The 19565-nt window shown below is 62.7% G+C and carries 21 protein-coding genes and 1 tRNA gene; 13 read left to right on the top strand and 9 right to left on the bottom strand.

Going from position 1 to position 19565, the window contains the following annotated elements:
• Window positions 1-7: 7 nt before the first annotated feature.
• A complete protein-coding gene (locus tag N7650_RS10215; RefSeq protein WP_009398334.1) occupies window positions 8-757 on the bottom strand; it encodes a sulfite exporter TauE/SafE family protein in 750 nt (249 codons plus the stop codon).
• A gap of 112 nt (window positions 758-869) precedes the next feature.
• Between N7650_RS10215 and N7650_RS10210 the strand changes: the two genes are divergently transcribed.
• The 3 genes from N7650_RS10210 to N7650_RS10200 all read left to right on the top strand — a co-directional run bounded on the left by N7650_RS10210 (window position 870) and on the right by N7650_RS10200 (window position 2930).
• Window positions 870-1832 (top strand): LysR family transcriptional regulator, encoded by a 963-nt coding sequence (locus N7650_RS10210; RefSeq protein WP_009398333.1) that lies wholly within the window; start codon window positions 870-872, stop codon window positions 1830-1832.
• A 47-nt stretch (window positions 1833-1879) separates the two neighbouring features.
• Entirely contained in the window at window positions 1880-2341 is a 462-nt protein-coding gene (locus N7650_RS10205) for a MarR family transcriptional regulator (RefSeq protein WP_037062174.1), read from the top strand.
• Window positions 2342-2510: 169 nt separating this feature from the next.
• Window positions 2511-2930 carry an organic hydroperoxide resistance protein gene (locus tag N7650_RS10200; protein ID WP_279898072.1) on the top strand — a complete coding sequence of 140 codons (420 nt, stop codon included), beginning with the start codon at window positions 2511-2513 and terminating at the stop codon, window positions 2928-2930.
• Between the two features lie 60 nt (window positions 2931-2990).
• Here the strand turns inward: N7650_RS10200 and efp are convergent, their stop codons facing one another.
• Both efp and earP read right to left on the bottom strand, forming a co-directional pair.
• Window positions 2991-3560, bottom strand: coding sequence for an elongation factor P (gene efp, locus N7650_RS10195; RefSeq protein WP_009406582.1), 570 nt, complete (start codon window positions 3558-3560; stop codon window positions 2991-2993).
• A gap of 48 nt (window positions 3561-3608) precedes the next feature.
• A complete protein-coding gene (gene earP / locus N7650_RS10190; RefSeq protein ID WP_279898070.1) occupies window positions 3609-4727 on the bottom strand; it encodes an elongation factor P maturation arginine rhamnosyltransferase EarP in 1119 nt (372 codons plus the stop codon).
• Window positions 4728-4839: 112 nt separating this feature from the next.
• Here earP and N7650_RS10185 point away from each other — a divergent pair, with 112 nt between their 5' ends.
• Window positions 4840-5274, top strand: coding sequence for a hypothetical protein (locus N7650_RS10185; protein ID WP_279898068.1), 435 nt, complete (start codon window positions 4840-4842; stop codon window positions 5272-5274).
• 58 nt (window positions 5275-5332) lie between these two features.
• Window positions 5333-5758 carry a transcription elongation factor GreAB gene (locus N7650_RS10180; RefSeq protein ID WP_279898079.1) on the top strand — a complete coding sequence of 142 codons (426 nt, stop codon included), beginning with the start codon at window positions 5333-5335 and terminating at the stop codon, window positions 5756-5758.
• 113 nt (window positions 5759-5871) lie between these two features.
• On the opposite strand, the gene N7650_RS10175 is transcribed toward N7650_RS10180, so the two are convergent.
• A complete protein-coding gene (locus N7650_RS10175; RefSeq protein WP_279898067.1) occupies window positions 5872-6798 on the bottom strand; it encodes a LysR family transcriptional regulator in 927 nt (308 codons plus the stop codon).
• 124 nt (window positions 6799-6922) lie between these two features.
• On the opposite strand from N7650_RS10175, the gene N7650_RS10170 reads away from it, so the two are divergent.
• Complete coding sequence (locus tag N7650_RS10170) at window positions 6923-7672, top strand: 3-oxoacyl-ACP reductase FabG (RefSeq protein ID WP_279898066.1); 750 nt, start codon at window positions 6923-6925, stop codon at window positions 7670-7672.
• Between the two features lie 3 nt (window positions 7673-7675).
• Here N7650_RS10170 and N7650_RS10165 read toward each other — a convergent pair whose 3' ends face one another.
• Window positions 7676-8554, bottom strand: coding sequence for a LysR family transcriptional regulator (locus tag N7650_RS10165; protein WP_279898065.1), 879 nt, complete (start codon window positions 8552-8554; stop codon window positions 7676-7678).
• Between the two features lie 95 nt (window positions 8555-8649).
• Between N7650_RS10165 and N7650_RS10160 the strand changes: the two genes are divergently transcribed.
• The 3 genes from N7650_RS10160 to N7650_RS10150 all read left to right on the top strand — a co-directional run bounded on the left by N7650_RS10160 (window position 8650) and on the right by N7650_RS10150 (window position 12696).
• Window positions 8650-9837: an MFS transporter gene (locus tag N7650_RS10160; RefSeq protein WP_009406656.1), complete on the top strand. Its 1188-nt coding sequence runs from the start codon at window positions 8650-8652 to the stop codon at window positions 9835-9837.
• A 99-nt stretch (window positions 9838-9936) separates the two neighbouring features.
• Complete coding sequence (locus N7650_RS10155; RefSeq protein WP_279898064.1) at window positions 9937-10323, top strand: hypothetical protein; 387 nt, start codon at window positions 9937-9939, stop codon at window positions 10321-10323.
• 219 nt (window positions 10324-10542) lie between these two features.
• Window positions 10543-12696, top strand: coding sequence for a TonB-dependent siderophore receptor (locus tag N7650_RS10150; RefSeq protein ID WP_279898062.1), 2154 nt, complete (start codon window positions 10543-10545; stop codon window positions 12694-12696).
• Between the two features lie 154 nt (window positions 12697-12850).
• Here the strand turns inward: N7650_RS10150 and N7650_RS10145 are convergent.
• Window positions 12851-12940 (bottom strand) — tRNA-Ser (locus tag N7650_RS10145).
• A 300-nt stretch (window positions 12941-13240) separates the two neighbouring features.
• Between N7650_RS10145 and N7650_RS10140 the strand changes: the two genes are divergently transcribed.
• The 3 genes from N7650_RS10140 (at window position 13241) to N7650_RS10130 (ending at window position 15803) form a co-directional block, all read left to right on the top strand.
• A complete protein-coding gene (locus N7650_RS10140) occupies window positions 13241-13930 on the top strand; it encodes a crotonase/enoyl-CoA hydratase family protein (RefSeq protein WP_279898061.1) in 690 nt (229 codons plus the stop codon).
• 115 nt (window positions 13931-14045) lie between these two features.
• Window positions 14046-14765, top strand: a complete 720-nt coding sequence (locus N7650_RS10135) for a lysophospholipid acyltransferase family protein (protein WP_279898060.1) — start codon at window positions 14046-14048, stop codon at window positions 14763-14765.
• A 66-nt stretch (window positions 14766-14831) separates the two neighbouring features.
• Window positions 14832-15803, top strand: a complete 972-nt coding sequence (locus N7650_RS10130) for a magnesium and cobalt transport protein CorA (RefSeq protein WP_279898059.1) — start codon at window positions 14832-14834, stop codon at window positions 15801-15803.
• Here N7650_RS10130 and N7650_RS10125 read toward each other — a convergent pair.
• Window positions 15781-16509 (bottom strand): amidotransferase, encoded by a 729-nt coding sequence (locus N7650_RS10125; protein WP_009394177.1) that lies wholly within the window; start codon window positions 16507-16509, stop codon window positions 15781-15783. The two genes, N7650_RS10130 and N7650_RS10125, sit on opposite strands and share 23 nt — an antisense overlap.
• 520 nt (window positions 16510-17029) lie before the next feature.
• Between N7650_RS10125 and N7650_RS10120 the strand changes: the two genes are divergently transcribed.
• Window positions 17030-17824 (top strand): cytochrome c, encoded by a 795-nt coding sequence (locus tag N7650_RS10120; RefSeq protein ID WP_279898058.1) that lies wholly within the window; start codon window positions 17030-17032, stop codon window positions 17822-17824.
• Between the two features lie 3 nt (window positions 17825-17827).
• Here the strand turns inward: N7650_RS10120 and N7650_RS10115 are convergent, their stop codons facing one another.
• Window positions 17828-18616 carry a transglutaminase family protein gene (locus tag N7650_RS10115; RefSeq protein ID WP_064304910.1) on the bottom strand — a complete coding sequence of 263 codons (789 nt, stop codon included), beginning with the start codon at window positions 18614-18616 and terminating at the stop codon, window positions 17828-17830.
• Window positions 18613-19563 (bottom strand): alpha-E domain-containing protein, encoded by a 951-nt coding sequence (locus N7650_RS10110; protein WP_279898057.1) that lies wholly within the window; start codon window positions 19561-19563, stop codon window positions 18613-18615. Before N7650_RS10110 ends, N7650_RS10115 begins: the two co-directional genes overlap by 4 nt.
• Window positions 19564-19565 lie beyond the last annotated feature (2 nt).

Below are 19565 nucleotides of genomic sequence, written 5' to 3'. Positions count from 1 at the left end.
ATCAGAGCTAGATCTTGAACCCAAGCATCAGCGCGCAGATCACCAGGAACCCGCAGAACAGCGAGCGCAACATCTTCTCCGGCATGGCATGGGCCAGCTTCACGCCCCAGCTGATGCTAAGCAGGCCGCCCACTGCCAACGGAATACCCATGGACCATTCCACATGCTGGTGGAAGCCATAGGTCGCCAGGGTTACCGCGGTGCTCGGCAGGGCCAGGGCCAGCGACAAGCCCTGGGCCACGACCTGGGTAGTGCCGAACACACTGGTCAGCACAGGCGTCGCCACAACCGCGCCACCTACGCCGAACAAACCGCCCATTACCCCGGAGAAACTGCCGAGCACGCCCAGCCACGGCCAGGGATGGCGCAACTCGCTGGAAGGCTGCGCCGTCTTCATGAACATCCGCAGCACATTCCACGCCGCCAGGGCGACAAGAAACGCGACGAAGCCGATACGCATCGCACGCGCATCCACGCCTACCGCCCACAGGGAACCCAGCCAGGCAAACACGAAACCGGCCGCCGCCAGCGGCACCGCATGCCGCGCCTCGATGCGGTTGCGCTGGTGATAACGCCACAGCGCCAGCATCACATTGGGCACAACCATCACCAACGCCGTGCCCTGGGCCAACTGCTGGTCCAGGCCAAACAGCACCCCCAGCGCCGGGATGGCGATCAAGCCACCACCGATACCGAACAGACCACCCACGGTGCCCAGGACCGCACCCAGGACGATGTACATCAACCACTCGATCATGCCGGCCTCACCCACTGTTTGATGGCAAGCATGCTACCGATCTGCGGCTAGCGGGGAAACGCACAGCAGCGCACAATGGCTTTGCCACTTTCGCATAAGCAAACCCATCGCCATGAACCCCGACGCCCTCACCGAGCAGTTCAAGTTGTTCCTCGACGTTCTCGAAACCGGCAGTTTTTCCGCCGCTTCCCGACGTCATCCCCTGACACCCTCGGCGGTAGCACGGCGTATCGACAATCTGGAAAGTGCCGTGGGCAGCCGCCTGTTCGTACGCAGCACCCATGCAGTGCGCCCGACCCCGGCGGGCAATGCCTTTGCCGAGCGGGCCCGGCGTATCGTCGAGGAATTGCGCCTGGCCCGGGCCGAGGCCGTCTCCCTGAGCAATGCCCCCGAGGGCCTGATCCGTATAGACGCGCCGGCGGCCTTCGGGCGCCGCCACCTGGCGCCGGCCATCGCCGATTTCCTGGTCGCCTATCCTGGGCTCGATGTGCAATTGCGCCTGATCGACAGCTTCGTCGATATGCAGGGTGCTCATCTCGGCGAGGTAGACCTGGTATTGCGCGCCGGCCCCCTGGCCGACACCCGCCTGGTGGCGACGCCACTGGCCTACATGGTGCGCATCGCCTGCGCCAGCCCGGCCTACCTGCGCCAGCGCGGTTTGCCGGCCAGCCCCGCCGAGCTGCCCGAACATGATGGCCTGGACTGGGACGGCCTTGCTCCGCCCTTCGCCTGGCGCTTCGAAGTGGACGGACAGATGCGCCTGCTGCGCCCATCACGCATGCGCATGACCGCCAACAATGCCGAGACCCTTCTATTCGGCGCCCTGGCCGGCCTCGGCATCGCCCATCTGCCGACCTGGCTGATCAGCGAATACCTGCTGCGTGGCGAACTGTTGCCGCTGTTTTGCGAAAACGGCCTGCCTGCCGCCGAAACCAGCGGCGTCTACGCGCTGCGCCTCGAACATGAAACGAACTCTCGCAGCCGTTTGCTTCTCCAATTCCTCAAGAGCCGTTTCAGCCCGGTGCCGCCCTGGGATCTTGCGCTACAGAGCGAACTGAGCTGGCATTCGCGCTAAAAACTTGCGTGCTAATATTCAAGAGCCTGACGAATAAAAGGATCTGCATGAACGCCGATACCCCAGCTCCCGAACGCTGTGACGAACTGCTCCTCGACAACCAGGTGTGCTTCGCCCTGCATTCAACATCACTGCTGATGACCAAGGTGTACAAACCCTTGCTCCAGGCACTTGGCCTGACCTATCCGCAGTATCTGGCGATGCTCGTGCTGTGGGAACAGGATGCCTTGACCGTAGGCGAAATCAGCCATCGCCTGCTGACCGATCCCGGCTCCCTTACCCCACTGCTCAAACGCCTCGAAGCCGAAGGCCTGCTCAAGCGCACCCGCAGCCGTGAAGACGAACGGGTAGTGATCGTCGAACTGACAGACGCCGGACGGGAGCTGCAACAGCAGGCACGCCGGGTCCCGCATTGCATCCTCGGTGCCAGCGGCCAGTCGATGGAGCAACTGCAACAACTGCAAGCGCAACTGCTGGAACTGCGCGAGCAATTGCAAAAGAACCTTTAAACGGCTCTGCGACGGGGCTTTCGACTTCGCTGTCCGCCCCCATCGCAGAGCTGGTAGGGAAAAATTCGAAAATTTATCTTGCGCACTAAATATTTGTGAACTAACTTTACCCCCGTACCCAGCCGGCGCCCCAAACGCCAAACACTTATCAAGGTTCGAGGATCTCTCCATGAAAGCGCTCTATACCGCAACCGTAACCTCCACCGGTGGCCGCGACGGCCGTGCCCTCTCCAGCGACGGCATCCTTGACGTGAAACTGGCCACGCCGAAGGAGCTCGGTGGTGCTGGCGGTGCGGCAACCAACCCGGAGCAGCTGTTCGCCGCCGGCTATTCGGCCTGCTTCATCGGCGCGCTGAAATTCGTTGCCGCCCAGGGCAAGCGCCAGTTGCCCGGCGAAACCGCGATCACCGCGCAGGTCGGCATCGGCCAGATCGAAGGCGGCTTCGGCCTCGATATCGACCTGCGCATCAGCCTGCCGGGCCTCGAGCAAGCCGACGCCCAGGCCCTGGTAGACGCAGCCCACAAGGTCTGCCCCTACTCCAACGCCACCCGTAGCAACGTCGATGTGCGCCTGCATGTGAGCGTCTGATTTTCCACAGGCACAAAAAAACCCGGCTAAGGCCGGGTTTTTTCGTGGACGCCAGGAAGATTACTTCTTGGAGCGGCCTTTGAAGCTGTTGTCGCGAGTGTCGATATCGATCCACTCGTCGATCTGGATGAAGTCGGCAACCTGGATCTCGGTACCGTTCTTCAGTTTGGCAGGCTTCATGACCTTGCCGGAGGTGTCGCCACGGGCAGCGTTTTCGGTGTAGACGACCTGACGGCTGATGGTGGTCGGCAGCTCTACGGAAACCAGGCGGCCTTCGAAGAAGACGGCTTCGCAGATGTCTTCCATGCCTTCTTCGATGTACGGCAGAACGGCGTCGATGTCTTCGGCGTTCAGCTCGTACATGGTGTAGTCGGTGGTGTCCATGAAGGTGTAGGTGTCACCGCTGATGAACGACAGGGTCGCTTCTTTGCGATCCAGGATCACGTCGTCCAGCTTGTCGTCCGCACCGTAGACGGTTTCGGTCTTGTAGCCGGTCAGCAGGTTCTTCAGCTTGGTCTTCATGATCGCGCTGTTACGGCCCGACTTGGTGAACTCCGCTTTCTGGACCAGCCACGGGTCGTTGTCGATACGCAGTACGGTACCGGGTTTCAGCTCTTTACCAGTTTTCATTACAAAGTATCCGAATCTGGATGGATTTATAAAAATCGAGGCCGCGTATCATATCCAATTTCGGTAAAACTGCACCAGCGCCTTGGCAAGGTCCGGCCGGGCGGCCTGTTCCGCGCACCAATGACGGGCGTGCAACGCCAGTTCATCCCAGTGCGGCAACATCTGCTTCCATGCCAGGCCCATGTCCCGGTCCATGTTCCAGGCTCGCCACAGCTCCACCAGAGCCGCCGCAGCGCTGGGTTCAAGGCCCTGGGTATAGCGATCGAGAAAGGCTTCGAGTTTTTCCCAGTGGGCATACTCTTCCTGCACATAGATGTGCCAGAGCAGCGGCTGGCCGGCCCATTGCGCACGAACGAAGGAGTCTTCGCCACGTACTGCATTGAAATCGCAGCTCCACAGCAGCCGGTCGTAATCGTCCTGGCGGACGAAAGGCAGGATCTGCACGGTCAGGGCACCGCGCCTGTGGGTATCTCCGACGGCAAGGTTATCCACAGCCAGCCAGGTTTTCACATCACCCAGGATTCGCCCTTCCGGTACCAGCACGTGGTTGGGCCTGGCGTCCTCGGCGAGGGCATCGAACCAGTTGGCCAATCCGCCATTCTCGTAGGCAAACAGCGAAATCAACCGGGCATCGGGCTGAAGGGTAATACCTATGTCGCGCAGAAACACCTCTCGGTCGAACGCTTCGCGCCTTTCCAGCAAATCGCCCTCGCGCAGCAAGCCACCGGTGCGCTCGGTAAACCCGGGGAAGAAGAACACCTTGCGCAACCCGTTCGGCTGCGGCGATGGAAGGCCGTGACAACCTTCCACCCAGTCTTCGGCGCTGAGGTAGTCCAGGTTCAGCCATAGCACCGGGCTGGCGCGCTGCGTCATGGCCTCGATATAGGCCGGCGGCAACTGGCAGGCGAAAGCCCCGATCACCACATCGGCCACCTCCTCCACGTGCCACTGCGCTTCCCAGCGGCGTACCTCGACCCCTTCGCAGACCTGGCACAGGGCCTCGACATCCGCCTCCGGATACAGGCGCACGAAGGCTTTGGGCTCATCCACCCAAAGCCGCACCGCCAGTCCATGTTCGGCAACCAATTGCCGGGCCAGGCGCCAGGTCACACCGATATCACCGTAGTTGTCGACGACGCAGCAGAAGATGTCCCAGGTCGGTTTCATGGCAGGTCCTCTTGCACCGCGAACGAATAATCGTCGATTGTCCGGATTATCGGCTCCAGACAAAAGATCCATCGTGCGACAATCCCGTCCCTTTCCTGGCCAGGAGGCTTTCATGTCCTACCGAACCCGTCCGCGTTCATTCAAGGTTTCTGCCAAAATCCTGCCGCTGGCGCTGGGTGTCGCCCTTGGCCTGTGGCTGGGCTTCATCGCTATCGGCCTGACGCTCTGGGGTGTCTGGCAGTTCGTGCCGCAAGTGCGCGAACCAGTGGCCTCAGTGATCAGCCAGCCGCTCACTGCGCCGGCGCCGGCGCCGGCACAGCCACCGGCCGCTCGCTATCCGGGCGCCCAGGAGCAATCGCCGGAACAGAACCGGATGTTCGAGCAATACCAACAGGCCTTGCAGACCCGACAGGTCGAGGACGCCTTCGACAGCGCCGAGAAAAACCCACGCAACCTTTCCAATCCCAGATGCCAGTTCTGGCTGCAACAGAACCGCACTGCACCTACCGAGAAAAGCCGGGCCAATGTTCTTGAATTCTGCCGCTGAACCCGACAAGCGAACGCTGTTGAACGCCATCGTCGAGCGTCTGGACGTCGACCTGGACATGATCCGGCGCGCCGCCCAGACCGCCTACGAAGCCGCTACTGCGGAAGAGAACATCGCCGAGAACAAATACGACACCCTCAGCCTGGAAGCCTCCTATCTGGCGACCGGACAAGCCCGGCGCATGGAAGAGATCCGTCAGGCGCGCTCGGCCTATCAACAGCTGAGCTTGCGCGATTACGACGCGCAACGCGGCATCCAGGTGAGCAACCTGGTGTTGCTGGAGGATCAGGACGGGCGCCGGCAATGGCTGTTTCTCGGCCCCGAGGCAGCGGGGCTGAAGATTGGCGAAGGGGATGGGTTGGTGACGGTGATTACCCCGCGGTCGCCATTGGGGCAGCAGCTGCTGGGCAAGTTCGAAGAGGATGAACTGGATCTGGCGGTGGGTAATGGGCGGCAGGCATTGGTCATTATTTCCGTGAAATAGAGTTGTTCTTCCGGGCCTCAATCGCTGGCAAGCCAGCTCCCACAGGTTCGCGTAAAGCCTGTGGGAGCTGGCTTGCCAGCGATGAGGCCCGAAAGAGCATCTTGAACTCTGCCTCAGCCCAACGCATCGAACCGCCCCGCCAACCCCTGCACCACAAACTGCTCCATCAGGAAATCCACGAACACCCGGGTCTTCCCCGGCAGCAACCTGTGCTGGGCGTAGTACAACGAAATATTGCCGTCATCCACATACCAGTCCGGCAGCACCCGCAGCAGGCTGCCGCGCTGCAGATACGGCACGGCAAACGGCATGCTCACCAGTGCCACACCCAAGCCCTGCTCCGCCGCCGCGCAGGCCGCTTCGGAATCGCTCATGGTCATGCGCTGGCGCAGGCTCAACGGACTCTGCTCCTGCCAGCGGCTGGTCAACGGCCATGAGCGCACCCGTCCGGTCTGCGGCGAGCGGATCAGGATACCGTCGGCCCTGGCCAGATCCTCCGGCGTGCGCACTTCACCGCAGTTGTCGAGGTACTCCGCCGAGGCCACCAGGATCCGGTGTGCCGGCGCCAGCTTCCTCGCCACTACCCCGGGTGGCAGGTCGAAACCGCCGCCGATGGCCGCATCGAAACCCTGCGCAATCAGGTCCATCTGACGATTATCGAAGTGCCAGTCAGGCGTGATCGCCGGATAGCGCCGCAGGAAATCGCCCAGCATCGGCAGGATATACAGCCGCCCGAACACCGTGCCCATGCTCACCTTCAAGGTCCCCGCCGGTTGCCCTTCAGCGCTTGCCAGGTTGGTTACGGCGTGCTGGATGGTCTGGAAGCTGTCACGCACCTCGGCAAGAAAACGCTGGCCGGCTTCGGTCAGGGTCAGGCTTCGGGTACTACGCTGGAACAACCGCACGCCCAGGCGCGCTTCCAGCCCGGCGACATTCTTGCCCACGGCCGCAGGCGTCAGGCTCAGGCGTCGCGCGGCTTCGGCAAAGCTGCCGACTTCGGCACTGCGGATAAAACACTCGATGCTGGTGAAGGTTTCCATCGGAGATTCCATACCAAGGGTTTATTCAGACTATAGCGATTACCGGCTTATCGAGTGGTAATCACAGGCAGATACTCGGTTCCATTCACAAGGCATCCGGCCTTGTTCCTTCGGAGCATCAAGCATGTCGACTCAACACAACCTCAGCGGCAAAGTGGCATTGGTCCAGGGCGGCTCGCGCGGCATCGGCGCGGCCATCGTCAAACGCCTGGCCGAACAGGGTGCCGCAGTAGCCTTCACCTACGTCAGTTCACAGAACGTCGCCGAACAACTGCAGAACGAGATCCGCCAGGGTGGCGGCAAGGCGCTGGCGCTGAAAGCCGACAGCGCGGACGCCGCCGCCGTGCAGCAAGCGGTGGACCTGGCCGCCGGGCACTTCGGTCGCCTCGATATCCTGGTCAACAATGCCGGGGTCCTGGCGCTTGGCGATGTCGCCGAGTTCAGCCTGGAGGATTTCGATCGCACGCTCGCGGTCAACGTGCGCAGCGTCTTCGTCGCTACCCAAGCCGCGCTTCGGCATATGGGCCAGGGCGGGAGGATCATCAATATCGGCAGCACCAATGCCGAGCGCATGCCGTTTTCCGGCGGCGCACCCTACGCGATGAGCAAATCGGCACTGGTCGGGCTGACCCGCGGCCTGGCACGCGACCTTGGCCCGCGTGGCATCACCATCAACAATGTGCAGCCCGGCCCGGTAGACACCGACATGAACCCGGCCGACAGCGAGTTCGCCGACACCCTGATAGGGCTGATGGCGATCGGGCGCTACGGTCATGTCGAGGAAATCGCCGGTTTCGTCGCCTACCTGGCGGGCCCGGAAGCGGCCTATATCACCGGCGCCAGCCTGACCATCGACGGCGGTTTCGCCGCCTGACCTTCACCGCGCCGCCAGATGCCGTTCCAGCAAGCGGATAAAGGCACTGGCGGCCGGGGTCGGGGTTTTCGACCAGATGGCATACACATGACGCACCGGCGCATCGCTGACCGGCAGTACCTTCACGCGCTGGAACCCGGCGGCCACCCGCTCTGCCACCAGCCCCAGGGCGAGCCCGCGCTGGACAAACTTCTCGATCAGGTTGGTGGTCCCCACCTCGAACTGCACGCGGTGACGCAAGCCGGCGGCGGTAAAGGCTTCGTCGGTCTGCCGCCGTGCACCGGTGCCGGCCTGGAAGTCCACCAGCGGCTGGTCCTCCAGTTGCGCCAGTGACAAGCAACTGTGGATAACCAAGCGATGCTCCAGCGGCAGCACTGCCACCAGCTCCTCCCTGGCCAGCAGGCGATGCTCGACCCCGTCCAGCGATTCCCCCGGCCAGACACCGATGAACGCCACATCCAGGCGCCGCTCGCGGACATCGCCGATCATCAGCTCGCTCTTGCCCATCAGCCAGCGGATATCCACCTTCGGGTACTCACGGTGAAAGCCGGCCAGCAGATCGACCAGGTCCAGTTCGGTCAGCGAACTGATCTCGCCGATGGACAAGCGCCCGCGCACTTCACCGGTAGCGGCGGCCACCTCGTCGGCAATCCGCCGAGCCGCATCCAGGGCAATGCGGGCATTAGGCACGAAGGCCTCGCCGGCCGGGGTCAGCCGGACCCGGCGCGAACTGCGCTCGAACAACCGGGTGCCGAGCTGTTCCTCCAGTTTGGCGATCTGATGGCTAAGCGCCGATTGCACTACGTGACAACGCTCGGCGGCGCCAGTGAAGCTGCCGGTTTCGGCAACAGCCAAGGCGTATTCGATCTGCTTCAGATTCATTTATCCATCTGCTTTCGAGATTGATCCGATGACAACTATGCATTGGCGTCATGCTAGTGCATTTCCCATACTGACGGCTCTTGAAAGGAGGCCCCATGAGTTCCACACCCGTCCTGAGTCGCGCCCTGATTCTGCTGATGGCCACCGCCACCGGCCTGGCGGTGGCCAGCAACTATTACGCCCAGCCCTTGCTGCACAGCATTGCCGAACACTTCGGCCTGAGCACCGCCAGCGCCGGCTGCATCGTCATCGCCGCCCAGCTCAGCTATGGCGCCGGCCTGTTCCTCCTGGCGCCGCTGGGTGATTTGTTCGAGCAGCGCCGCCTGATCGTCAGCATGATCAGCATTGCCACCATCGGCCTGTTGATCAGCGCCTTTTCCCCAAGCCTGCCGTGGCTGCTGCTGGGCACCACGCTCACCGGCCTGTTTTCGGTGGTAGCCCAGGTGCTGGTACCGATGGCCGCCGGACTCAGCGAGCCGAGCGAACGCGGCCGGGTGGTCGGCACCCTGATGGGCGGTCTGCTGCTGGGCATTCTTCTGGCCCGCACCGCCGCCGGCTTTATGGCCACCCTCGGTGACTGGCGCAGCATCTATATGCTCGCCGCCGCACTCATGGCCCTCAGCGCCATTGCCCTGTATCGCGCCCTGCCGCAACGTCAGCAGCATGCCGGCCTGGCCTATCCGGCGCTGATCGGCTCGGTGTTCCGGTTGTTCGCCGAAGAGCCGGTACTGCGTCTTCGCTCATTGCTCGGGGCAATTTCCTTCTGCCTGTTCGCCCTGTTCTGGACGCCCCTGGCGTTCCTGCTGAAGGCCGAGCCTTACCAGTATTCCGATGGTGTGATCGGACTGTTCGGCCTGGCCGGTGCCGCCGGTGCCTTGGCTGCCAACTGGGGCGGACGCCTGGCCGATAAAGGCAAGGGCGCGCAAGGCACGACCGTCGGCCTGCTGGTGCAGTTGCTGTCCTGGGTGCCCTTGGCTTTCGCCCCGACCTCGCTGGCGGCATTGCTGGCCGGTGTACTGTTGCTCGACCTGGCGGTGCAATTGGTCCACGTCAGCAACCAGAACGCGGTAATCGCCCTGCGCCCGGAAGCGCGCAACCGCCTTAACGCCGGCTATATCACCTGCTATTTCATCGGTGGCGCCAGCGGTTCGCTGCTGGGTACCCAGTTGTTCCAGGCCTGGGGCTGGAATGGCATCGTTATCGCCGGGCTGGGGATCGGTGTCGTCGGCCTGCTGGTGTGGTGGCTGGGTGGCAACAAAGTTATGCAGGTCAGAACTGTCTGACGGACGCCCTACCCTCCGTCGCCTGGCAATTGACTTGGGGGTATCCGGAGGGCTGAGTAAGCGCTGGTCAACAAGCCCTCTCAAACCTGGATTACCCCCATGACAAGACTCACGGTTCAATCCGGCGATTTCTTGCAAGGTGAAGGCGAGTACCGCAATGGATCGCTCACACTCAAGACCGCCGCGAGCCCTTCACCGGGCGAAAAAATCGCGCTCTCGCGCATCAAGGAAATGAAGGTCGCCAATCAGGAAACCAGCCGCAACCTGGGCAGCGCCCTTGGCTGGGGCTTCGCCGGTTGCCTGATGGCCGGCCCGCTGGGACTGCTCGCCGGGCTCTGGCTGGGCAGCAAGGGCGAGGAAATCACCTTCCTTGCCACCTTCAAGGATGGCCGCAAGCTACTGGCGGTGACCGATGGCAAGACCTGGTCGAAGCTGGACGGCAACTGGCGCCGCCGCATGCAGCCGCGGCAGCTATCGAACTCCTGAGCCCGCATCCTGCCACACCGCTCATCCTCTGCAATGACATGGCAAATCGGGGCACCGCAACGCGGTTGCCCCTGCTAAGATTGCGCCCGCGCCAGCACGCCCTGGCGCAGTGCCATCCCCCTCGCCCGTGCCTTCCTCTCGCCGTACCGGGTCTTCAGCCACCGGCAACTCCGAACGACAACGGTGTGCCCGCTGTCGGCCCCCAAGGAGTTTTGCCGCATGTCCTTGCACCGCCCGTGCCTGCCGCTCAGCCTGCTCACCGCCGGCCTGGCCCTGAGCAACCCGTACGCCTTTGCCGAAGACAGTGTCGTCCTCGATCCGCTGAACGTATCCGACACCAGGGATGAGGGCTATCAGCCGCGTCAGACCCAGGTGGCTGGATTCTCTTCCGCACCGCTGCTGGACACTCCGGCCTCGGTCTCGGTGTTCACCGAACAACTGCTGCAGGATCGCCAGGTGCGCCTGCTCAGCGAAGTGCTGCAAAGCGATGCCTCGGTGGGCGAGTCCTACGCGCCGATCGGCTACTACGAAAACTTCAATGTGCGCGGCTTCAGCCTCGACGCCGCGCACAGCTACAAGATCAACGGCCAGACCATCACCGGCGAGCAGAACGTGGCGCTGGAGAACAAGCAGCAGGTGGAATTGCTCAAGGGCCTGTCCGCGCTGCAAAGCGGCGTGTCGGAACCCGGCGGGCTCATCAACTACGTGACCAAGCGCCCGGAAGACGTGCGCTCGCTGACCTTGTCCAGCAACGAGCAGGGCGAGCGCTATATCGCCACCGACCTTGGCGGCTGGTTCGGCAGCGAACGACAGTTCGGCCTGCGCGCCAACCTGGCGCACGAGGATATCCGCAGCTATGTGGACCATGCCGACGGCCAGCGGGACTTCGCCTCCCTGGCGTTCGACTGGCAGATGAGTCCGAACGCGCTGCTGCAACTGGACGTCGAGTACCAGAGCCGCGAGCAATATTCGGTGCCGGGCTATCAGTTGCTGGGCGGCACCAGCCTGCCGCATGGTATCGACCCGAAGGACCGCCTGGCCTGGCAGGACTGGGCGCACCAGGTGAAGAGCGATTCGCTGAACCTCGGCGGGCGTTTCGAATACCGCTTCAATGATGCCTGGACCGGGGCAGTGAGCGCGTCGCGCAGCCGGGTGGTGATCGATGACTACAGTTCGTTCGCCTGGGGTTGCTACGGTGCGGCCAGTTGTCCCGGCCTGGGCAACACCTTCAGTCCCGACGGCGACTACGACATCTACGACTACCGCAGCCCGGACGACACCCGCCGCACCGACGAAGCCCAGGCCACCCTTGTCGGCCGCTTCGACGCCCTCGGCGTGAATCATGAACTGACACTGGGCACCAGTGCACAACGGCGCACCGTCGATCAGCGTCCGACCTTCAACGAGTGGGTGGGCACCGCCAACATCTATCAAGCAACCCCGGCCTTCGATCCGGCACCAGGCAGCCCCGGCCATACCGAACGACGCCTGGACAGCCGCCAGTACGGTGTGTTTTTCAGTGACCGCATCAGTTTCAACGAACAATGGCAGACAGTGATCGGCGCCCGCGAAGTGCGCCTGGACGAAGAAGCCTTCGGTGAAGACGGTGTCTCGAACCGGCACACGCGCCAGTATGAGTTGCTGCCCAACGCTGCGCTGATCTACAAACCGCGTCCGGACCTGTCCATCTACACCAGCTACAGCAAGGGCCTGTCGTCCGGCGGCACCTCACCGTGGTTCGCCTCCAATGGCGGGGACATCCTCGCCCCGACCACCTCCCACCAGATCGAGCTGGGAATCAAGCGTGACTGGCAGCGCATGAGCTTCAGCGCGGCGCTCTTCCAGTTGCGCCAGGCCTACCAGTATGCCCGGCCCGACGGCGCCGGGAACTTCACCTACGTGCAACAGGGTCAGCAGAAGAATATCGGCCTGGAACTGGGCGCCAGCGGCTGGGCGACCTCGGACCTGCAGATCAATGCCAGCGTCGCCGCGACGCGCGCTCGGGTCGAAGACAGCGGCACCGACGCCTACGACGATCACCAGGCCCTCAACGTACCGCGCCTGCGCGCGGCCTTGCAGGCCGACTACAGCATTCCCGGCGCACCCGGCCTGGCCCTGCTCGGCGGCATGCGCTACAGCGCCAGCAAGTACGCCAACCAGGAAGGTACGGTGGAAGTCGGCGGGTATAGCGTTTTCGACCTGGGCAGCCGCTACAGCACGAAGATCGCCGGGTATGAAACGGTGCTGCGCCTGACTGTGGATAACGTCTTCGACAAGCGCTACTGGCGGGATGTGGGGGATTACCTGGGGGACAACTACCTGTTCCAGGGGGCGCCGCGCACGGCGCGGATTTCGGCTTCGGTCAGTTTCTGAGACCTGCGGAGCTCTTTCGGGCCTCATCGCTGGCAAGCCAGCTCCCACAGGGATCGCATAACCTGTGGGAGCTGCGGGAGAACAACACAAAACCCCGGAATGCAAAAAGCCCCTGGAAACTCACGTCTCCAGGGGCTTTTTGGTACATCGAAAGTGGCGGTGAAGAAGGGATTCGAACCCTTGATACAGTTTCCTGTATACACACTTTCCAGGCGTGCTCCTTCAACCGCTCGGACACTTCACCGGATCTCTTCAAGCAGTTCAGCCTGTCGAGGCGCGCTAATTTAGTCGAAACCTTTTCACTTGGCAAAGGTTTTTTTCAGAATTTTCAGATATTTATGCCAGAGGCTGGAAAACGCTAGGTGAAATGGCAATTTGGCCAATCCCTGCCCTGCTTTGTCCGGCCTTTCAGGCGATTGCCCGCCGGGCGGGCCCGGGAGCGCGATCGGTGACCGCATGGTCAGTCATCGTGCTTTACCTGACCGCAGTGGCTGGGTAACGTCTTGCCACTTTCCCGCCACTTCTCCTTGCAAGGAATTCCGTCATGAGTGAGCTGATCAACTACCACCTCGACGATGGCATCGCGACCCTCACCCTGAACAACGGCAAGGTCAATGCCATCTCGCCCGACGTGATCGCCGCCTTCAATAATGCGCTGGACCGCGCCAAGGAAGACCGCGCCGTGGTCATCGTCACCGGCCAGCCCGGGATCCTGTCCGGGGGCTACGACCTGAAAGTGATGACCTCCAGCCCGCAAGCGGCGATGGCACTGGTCACCGCCGGGTCGACCCTGGCCCGGCGCCTGCTGTCCCACCCCTACCCGATCATCGTCGCCTGCCCCGGGCATGCCGTGGCCAAAGGTGCCTTCCTGCTGCTTTCGGCCGACTACCGCATCGGCGTCGAAGGTCCGTTCAGCATCGGCCTGAATGAAGTGCAGATCGGCATGACCATGCACCACGCAGGCATCGAGCTCGCCCGTGACCGCCTTGGCAAGGCGGCTTTCCATCGCTCGGTGATCAACGGCGAGATGTTCGACCCGGCCGGCGCCGTCGAGGCGGGCTTCCTCGACAAGGTGGTGCCCGCCGAGCAACTGGCCGAAACCGCCTTGGCCGCCGCCCACCAGTTGAAGAAGATCAACATGAACGCGCACAAGAACACCAAGCTGAAAGTGCGCAAGGCCCTGCTGGAAACCCTCGACGACGCGATCATTCGCGACCAGGAACACTTCGCCTGAATTCAAGGCCGGACACATCCTGTCCGGCCTTTCCCGCCACGTTGCCGAACAGTCCGTTTGCCGCCACCGGAGTACACCCGTACACTGCCTCGCGTTTTGTCGAGTGAGTCGTACGATGCTCTTTCTTCCTCGCATGCTCCTGCTGGGTATCCATTTCATCCTGGTGGGCCTGATCGGCCTGGTCATTGGCCTGTGCCGTCCATTCAACCCGGACAATAGCCGTCTCTATGCGCGCCTTTACGCCTGGCCCGCGAGCTGGCTGCTGCGCCTGGAGATCAAGGCCGAGGTGGGACCGCTGTTCGACCAGCCCCCCGGGTGCGTGATCGTTGCCAACCACCAGTCCAATTTCGACCTGTTCGTTCTCGGCCATGTGGTGCCGCCGCGCACCGTCTGCATCGGCAAGAAGAGCCTCGGCTGGATTCCGCTGTTCGGCCAGTTGTTCTGGCTGGGCGGCAACGTGCTGGTTGACCGCAGCAATGCCTACCAGGCGCGCCGTGCCCTGCAAACCACCAGCCGCACCCTGCAAAAAGATACGTCGATCTGGATCTTCCCCGAAGGCACGCGCAATCCCGGCGAGGTGTTGAAGCCGTTCAAGAAAGGCGCGTTCCATATGGCCATCGATGCCGGGGTGCCGATCGTACCGGTGTGCGCCAGCCGCTATGCACGACGCCTGAACCTCAACGGCTGGCGCAAGACCCGGGTGGAAATCCGCTCGCTGCCGCCGATTTCGACCACCGGCATGACCCAGCAGGACATCCCGGCACTGATGGAGCAATGCCGGGCCCAGATGCAGGCGTGCATCGACCTGATGGAGCACGAGCATCGGCAGGGCTGAGCAGTTGCCGTTTCGTCGAGGTCAGACCAAGCTGTCTGACACGTTAAACGAAGGATTCGCACAACCATGGGTCGAGTCGTAGCAGCAGCGGTTTACAGTGCCGGGCGCAAGGTCACCAATATCAGCATCGACGAAGGTGCCGAATGGGCGCGCAAGCCGGGGCACTTCGTGTGGATCGGTCTGGAAGAGCCCAACGCCCAGGAACTGGCCAACCTGCAATGCCAGTTCAACCTGCACGAGCTCGCAATCGAGGACGCCCTGGAAAAACATAGCCGGCCGAAACTGGAAACCTTCGGCGACGCGCTGTTCATCGTCACCTATTCGCCAGTACGCCAGGACGGCAAGCTGGAGTTCATCGAAACCCATATCTTCGCCGGCAACGGCTACATCATCACCTGCCGCAACGGCCATTCGAAGTCCTACGCCCTGGTGCGCCAGCGCTGCGAAGCGCGACCGCTGCTGCTGGAACATGGCGAGGATTTCGTGCTCTACGCGCTGCTGGACTTCGTCACCGAGAACTACCAACCCGTCAGCGAAGCCATCCATGGCGAGATCGAGGAACTGGAGCGCAACGTGCTTTGCGCTTCATTGGTGGAGGAGGACATTCGCCGCCTCCACGGCCTGCGCCGCGACATCCTGCGTCTGCGCCGCTACGTGGCGCCCATGGTGGAAATCAGCGAGGAACTGCAGCGCCTGGCCTTCCCCTTCATCGACAAGAACATGCGCCCGTATTTTCGCGATGTGCAGATTCACGTCACCCGGCAGATGGAGGACCTGGCAGGCATTCGTGACCTGGCCAGCCAGACCATCGAGATCGGCATGTTGCTGGAGTCGTCACGCCAGAGCATCGTGCAGCGCAAGTTCGCCGCCTGGGCGGCGATCCTCGCGTTCCCCACGGCCATCGCGGGAATCTACGGCATGAACTTCCAGAACATGCCGGAGTTGAGCTGGCACTACGGCTATTTCGCCGTTCTGGGCGGGATCGTGGTGGGCTGCACCGCGCTGTACAGCAGCTTCAAGCGTTCTGGCTGGCTTTAGGCTGGGCGACGAAGCGCATCATCCACTCGGCGACGGTCTGGCCCTGGTGGTCGATACCCAGGCTGTCGATGCCTTTGCGGTAGACCTCGGCGCCCAGGTGCTCCTGGCGCAGGTCGAGCAATGCCCGGGAATAGTCGTGGATGAATTCCGGATGGCCCTGGAAACACAGCACCTGATCACCGATGTGATACGCGGCATAGGGGCAGAAGTCGCTGGAGGCGATCACAGTGGCGTTCTCCGGTAGCGCGGTGACCTGATCCTGGTGGCTGATGAGCAGGGTCAGTTCTTCCACCTGCGGGCTCATCCATGGCGCACGGGCCGCCATCACATAGCGGTGGGTGCCGACGCCCCAGCCCTGGGTGGCGCGTTCGGTCTTGCCGCCGAGCAGCAGCGCCAGCAATTGATGGCCAAAGCAAACGCCGAGCAGCTTGTCACCACGCTTGTAGCGATCCAGCAGGAATTCCTTGAGCTTGCCAATCCACGGATCGTCGCCGAACGAATCGGCCTTGCTGCCTGTCACCAGATAGGCATCGAAGACTTCATCCTCCGGCGGATAATGGCCGTTCATCACGTTATAGACGCTGAACTCGGCGGCGATCGGCTGGCGGGTAAACAGTTGCTCGAACATCCGTCCGTAGCCCTGGTATTGCTCGACCAACTCGGGTCGCAGGACGTCGGTTTCCAGGATGCAGATGCGTAGCGACATAGACTTGGCCCTGAACGACAGTGGTGAAAAAACACGGATGCAGCCTGCCGCGATTATTGGTATCAAGCAAGTATTCCCTCGGACGAACGGTCATTTCCTTGCGAGTCGTACGTATAAGCGGCGCATGTGTCTAGTCGGGCGCATCGTGCGTAGATGGCAAAAAGCCTCATAAACGAATGGTCTTTCGCTACCAAAGTACAGACGAAAGCGTTCTAAATCGGCGGTAACGTTGCAGCATCCCAGGTTGTATACCCATTGATAGCAGGTCCGAAACGAGAGCCCGAAGAGGCTTCCACCGGACCGGAGACAGGGACGCCATCCGGCTTGCAGGAATAACAACAAAAAGGCAGACAGCCATGTTCAAACAACACAAGGTACGTCAGGCAGGACTCATTCTGTTCGCCACCACACTGCTGCTGATCCTGCCCAACCTGACACGCCTGTTCGGTTGAGCGATCGTCATTCGGTGTCATCCAGGCTCTGGTGTATGCTGCCGGCCTCACTGGTCGGAGATTGGTCCATGCGCCTTTGCCTCATCTTCCTGCTTGCCTTGGCGAGCCTGCCACTGCATGCCGCACAGCTGAAGCTGGAACTGGGCACCACCAGCACGCAGTGGGACAGCGAAGCCCTGCTCAAGCATCCGCAGGCTCGGGATATTCGAATCGACGAGGATGTTTCCTACAAGAAGGCCATGCACTACCGCGCCGTGCCCCTCGCCGCGCTGCTGGAGGACATCAAGCCCGATGACCACCTGCAGGCCGTGGCCCTCGATGGTTTCGCAGCGGAAATGCCCGCAGCGCCATTGCTCGAAAGCGGCCCGGCACAAGCCTGGATCGCGGTGGAAGACCCTGCACAACCATGGCCAGCGCTGGGCCAGGACAAACCGGGCGCCGGCCCTTTCTATCTGGTCTGGACCAATCCCAAGGCCGGCAATATCAGCCCTGAACAGTGGCCTTATCAGATCGCCACTATCCGCCGTCTCGATCCGGTCGCCGTGCGCTTTCCCGCCCTGCTTCCGGCCAGCGACGCCAGCGCCACGGTGAACCGTGGCTTTGCCCTGTTCCAGAAGAACTGCCTGGCCTGTCATCGCCTCAACGGCGCCGGTGACGCCCAGTTCGGCCCTGACCTGAACCGCCCCTACAACCCCACCGAATATTTCCGCCCCGAATTCCTCCGGCGTTATATCCGCAATCCGCAAAGCCTGCGCCAATGGCCGCAGGCGCGCATGCCAGAGTTCACCGCCGAAGCCCTGCCCGACGCCGATCTCGACGCCCTGCTCGCTTATCTTTCGCACATGGCCAAGCGTAAATCCTGACCCCTACTGGTTGAACCCTGAGGTCACCAGCACATTGGCATGCATCTGCTCATAGCCGCCACCCCGACGCATGCCGCGCACCGGACAGGCGTCCAGGTAATCCAGGCCCACCGCCAGCTTCAGGTGCCGCTCCGGCACGGCGAGCTGGTTGGTGACATCGAAGCTGTACCAGGCGTCGTCCAGCCAGGCCTCGGCCCAGGCGTGGCTGGCCATGTGCTGGTTGTCATTGTCGAACAGATAACCCGAGACGTAGCGCGCCGGTACCTGCAGGCTGCGGGCACAGGCGATGAAGGTGTGGGCGTGGTCCTGGCAGACTCCGGCAGCGCCGGCGAAGGCCTGGGCGGCGCTGGTGTCCACGGCGGTGGCGCCGGGCCGGTAGGCGATATGGTCGTGCAAAGCCCCCATCAGGCCGATCAAGGCACCGCGATCCCGGTATTCGCCACAATGCCGGACAGCGAAGGCGCGCAAGGCTTCATCGGCCTCGGTCAGGCGCGTCGAGCGCAGGAATGGCAGGGGTGAATGGCTGTCCTGCTCGGCTTCCAGGTCCGGGTCGATCTCGACCTCGCCCCGCGCCGCGATCAGCAGGTCGGCATGGGGTTCTTCCAGGCTGAGAACGTGCAGGATATTGCCGAACGGATCGCGCCGTGCCTGCACGGGACGCGGCAGGTCCAGCTGCCATTGCAGTACGCGCTGGCGCTGGTTGTCCGACGGGGTCAGGCGCAGGTACTGGATGCTCGTACGCACCTGGTCTTCATAGTGGTAAGCGGTTTCGTGGCTGATTGTCAGTTTCATACGACCTCCAGGTAGGCGCCGTGAATGGCGTTGCCCAATTCGCGCACCAGCGGGATGTAATGGTTCAACCAGGGATGCAGGCCCTGGGAAAGGACTTCATCGATCCCGGTATAGCGCAGCCGGGCATCCACCTCCGCTGCAAGGCGCTGGGCCGGGCGGCCGTTGGTGCCGTGCAGGCTGGCGAGGATCTGGTCGATTTCTTCGGTACAGGCCCGCAGCGAACGCGGCACATCGGCGCGCAGCAGCAGGAGTTCGGCCACATGGCGCGCGGTGGGGGCATCGCGGTAGATCTCGGTATAGGCCTCGAACGAGGACAGCGCGCGGAGCAAGGCGCTCCACTGGTAATAACCACGGGCGGAGCTGTCGCTGACGGCCTCGGCCGCCTCGCCAAACATCTCGTAGCGGGCATCGAGCAGGCGCAGGGTGTTGTCGGCACGCTCGATGAAGGTCCCGAGGCGGATGAAGCGGAAGGCATCGTTGCGCATGATGGTGCCGTAGGTGGCACCCCGGAACAGGTGCGAGCGCTCCTTGATCCATTCGCAGAAGCGGCTCATGCCGTAGCGCCCCAGGCCCTGCTCGGCGATACCACGGATCTCCAGCCAGGTGGCGTTGATGTTCTCCCACATGTCGGCGGTGATCTTGCCGCGTACCGCATGGGCGCAGGCCCGCGCGGCGCCGAGGCAGCTGTAGATGCTCGCCGGGTTTTCCGGGTCGAGGGCGAAGAAATGCAACAGGCGCTCGGCGTGGAGCTGGCCGTGGCGTTCCAGGTAATCGTCCAGGGTGCCGGTGATGCGCAGGGCCAGGGTCATTTCATCGAGGCCGTCGCCGCGCCCGTCCTGGGGCATCAGCGACAGCGAATAACTGACATCGAGCATGCGCGCGAGGTTTTCCGCGCGCTCCAGGTAGCGCGACATCCAGTACAGGTCGGAAGCGGTTCTGCTGAGCATGG

Source organism: Pseudomonas sp. GD04058, from assembly GCF_029836855.1.
Lineage (GTDB): Bacteria > Pseudomonadota > Gammaproteobacteria > Pseudomonadales > Pseudomonadaceae > Aquipseudomonas > Aquipseudomonas bharatica.
The sequence above is the reverse complement of the archived record's forward strand: the minus strand, read 5'-3'. Positions and strand labels throughout refer to the sequence as shown.

Excerpts from the sequence above, each read along its gene's own strand:
- N7650_RS10110 (WP_279898057.1), bottom strand. The coding sequence starts at position 19,563 with ATGCTCAGCAGAACCGCTTCCGACCTGTACTGGATGTCGCGCTACCTG.
- N7650_RS10120 (WP_279898058.1), top strand. The coding sequence starts at position 17,030 with ATGCGCCTTTGCCTCATCTTCCTGCTTGCCTTGGCGAGCCTGCCACTG.
- N7650_RS10165 (WP_279898065.1), bottom strand. The coding sequence starts at position 8,554 with ATGAATCTGAAGCAGATCGAATACGCCTTGGCTGTTGCCGAAACCGGC.
- N7650_RS10185 (WP_279898068.1), top strand. The coding sequence starts at position 4,840 with ATGTCCTACCGAACCCGTCCGCGTTCATTCAAGGTTTCTGCCAAAATC.
- N7650_RS10125 (WP_009394177.1), bottom strand. The coding sequence starts at position 16,509 with ATGTCGCTACGCATCTGCATCCTGGAAACCGACGTCCTGCGACCCGAG.
- N7650_RS10155 (WP_279898064.1), top strand. The coding sequence starts at position 9,937 with ATGACAAGACTCACGGTTCAATCCGGCGATTTCTTGCAAGGTGAAGGC.
- N7650_RS10140 (WP_279898061.1), top strand. The coding sequence starts at position 13,241 with ATGAGTGAGCTGATCAACTACCACCTCGACGATGGCATCGCGACCCTC.
- N7650_RS10160 (WP_009406656.1), top strand. The coding sequence starts at position 8,650 with ATGAGTTCCACACCCGTCCTGAGTCGCGCCCTGATTCTGCTGATGGCC.
- N7650_RS10210 (WP_009398333.1), top strand. The coding sequence starts at position 870 with ATGAACCCCGACGCCCTCACCGAGCAGTTCAAGTTGTTCCTCGACGTT.
- N7650_RS10180 (WP_279898079.1), top strand. The coding sequence starts at position 5,333 with ATGATCCGGCGCGCCGCCCAGACCGCCTACGAAGCCGCTACTGCGGAA.
- N7650_RS10200 (WP_279898072.1), top strand. The coding sequence starts at position 2,511 with ATGAAAGCGCTCTATACCGCAACCGTAACCTCCACCGGTGGCCGCGAC.
- earP (WP_279898070.1), bottom strand. The coding sequence starts at position 4,727 with ATGAAACCGACCTGGGACATCTTCTGCTGCGTCGTCGACAACTACGGT.
- N7650_RS10150 (WP_279898062.1), top strand. The coding sequence starts at position 10,543 with ATGTCCTTGCACCGCCCGTGCCTGCCGCTCAGCCTGCTCACCGCCGGC.
- efp (WP_009406582.1), bottom strand. The coding sequence starts at position 3,560 with ATGAAAACTGGTAAAGAGCTGAAACCCGGTACCGTACTGCGTATCGAC.
- N7650_RS10135 (WP_279898060.1), top strand. The coding sequence starts at position 14,046 with ATGCTCTTTCTTCCTCGCATGCTCCTGCTGGGTATCCATTTCATCCTG.
- N7650_RS10170 (WP_279898066.1), top strand. The coding sequence starts at position 6,923 with ATGTCGACTCAACACAACCTCAGCGGCAAAGTGGCATTGGTCCAGGGC.
- N7650_RS10175 (WP_279898067.1), bottom strand. The coding sequence starts at position 6,798 with ATGGAAACCTTCACCAGCATCGAGTGTTTTATCCGCAGTGCCGAAGTC.
- N7650_RS10205 (WP_037062174.1), top strand. The coding sequence starts at position 1,880 with ATGAACGCCGATACCCCAGCTCCCGAACGCTGTGACGAACTGCTCCTC.
- N7650_RS10215 (WP_009398334.1), bottom strand. The coding sequence starts at position 757 with ATGATCGAGTGGTTGATGTACATCGTCCTGGGTGCGGTCCTGGGCACC.
- N7650_RS10130 (WP_279898059.1), top strand. The coding sequence starts at position 14,832 with ATGGGTCGAGTCGTAGCAGCAGCGGTTTACAGTGCCGGGCGCAAGGTC.
- N7650_RS10115 (WP_064304910.1), bottom strand. The coding sequence starts at position 18,616 with ATGAAACTGACAATCAGCCACGAAACCGCTTACCACTATGAAGACCAG.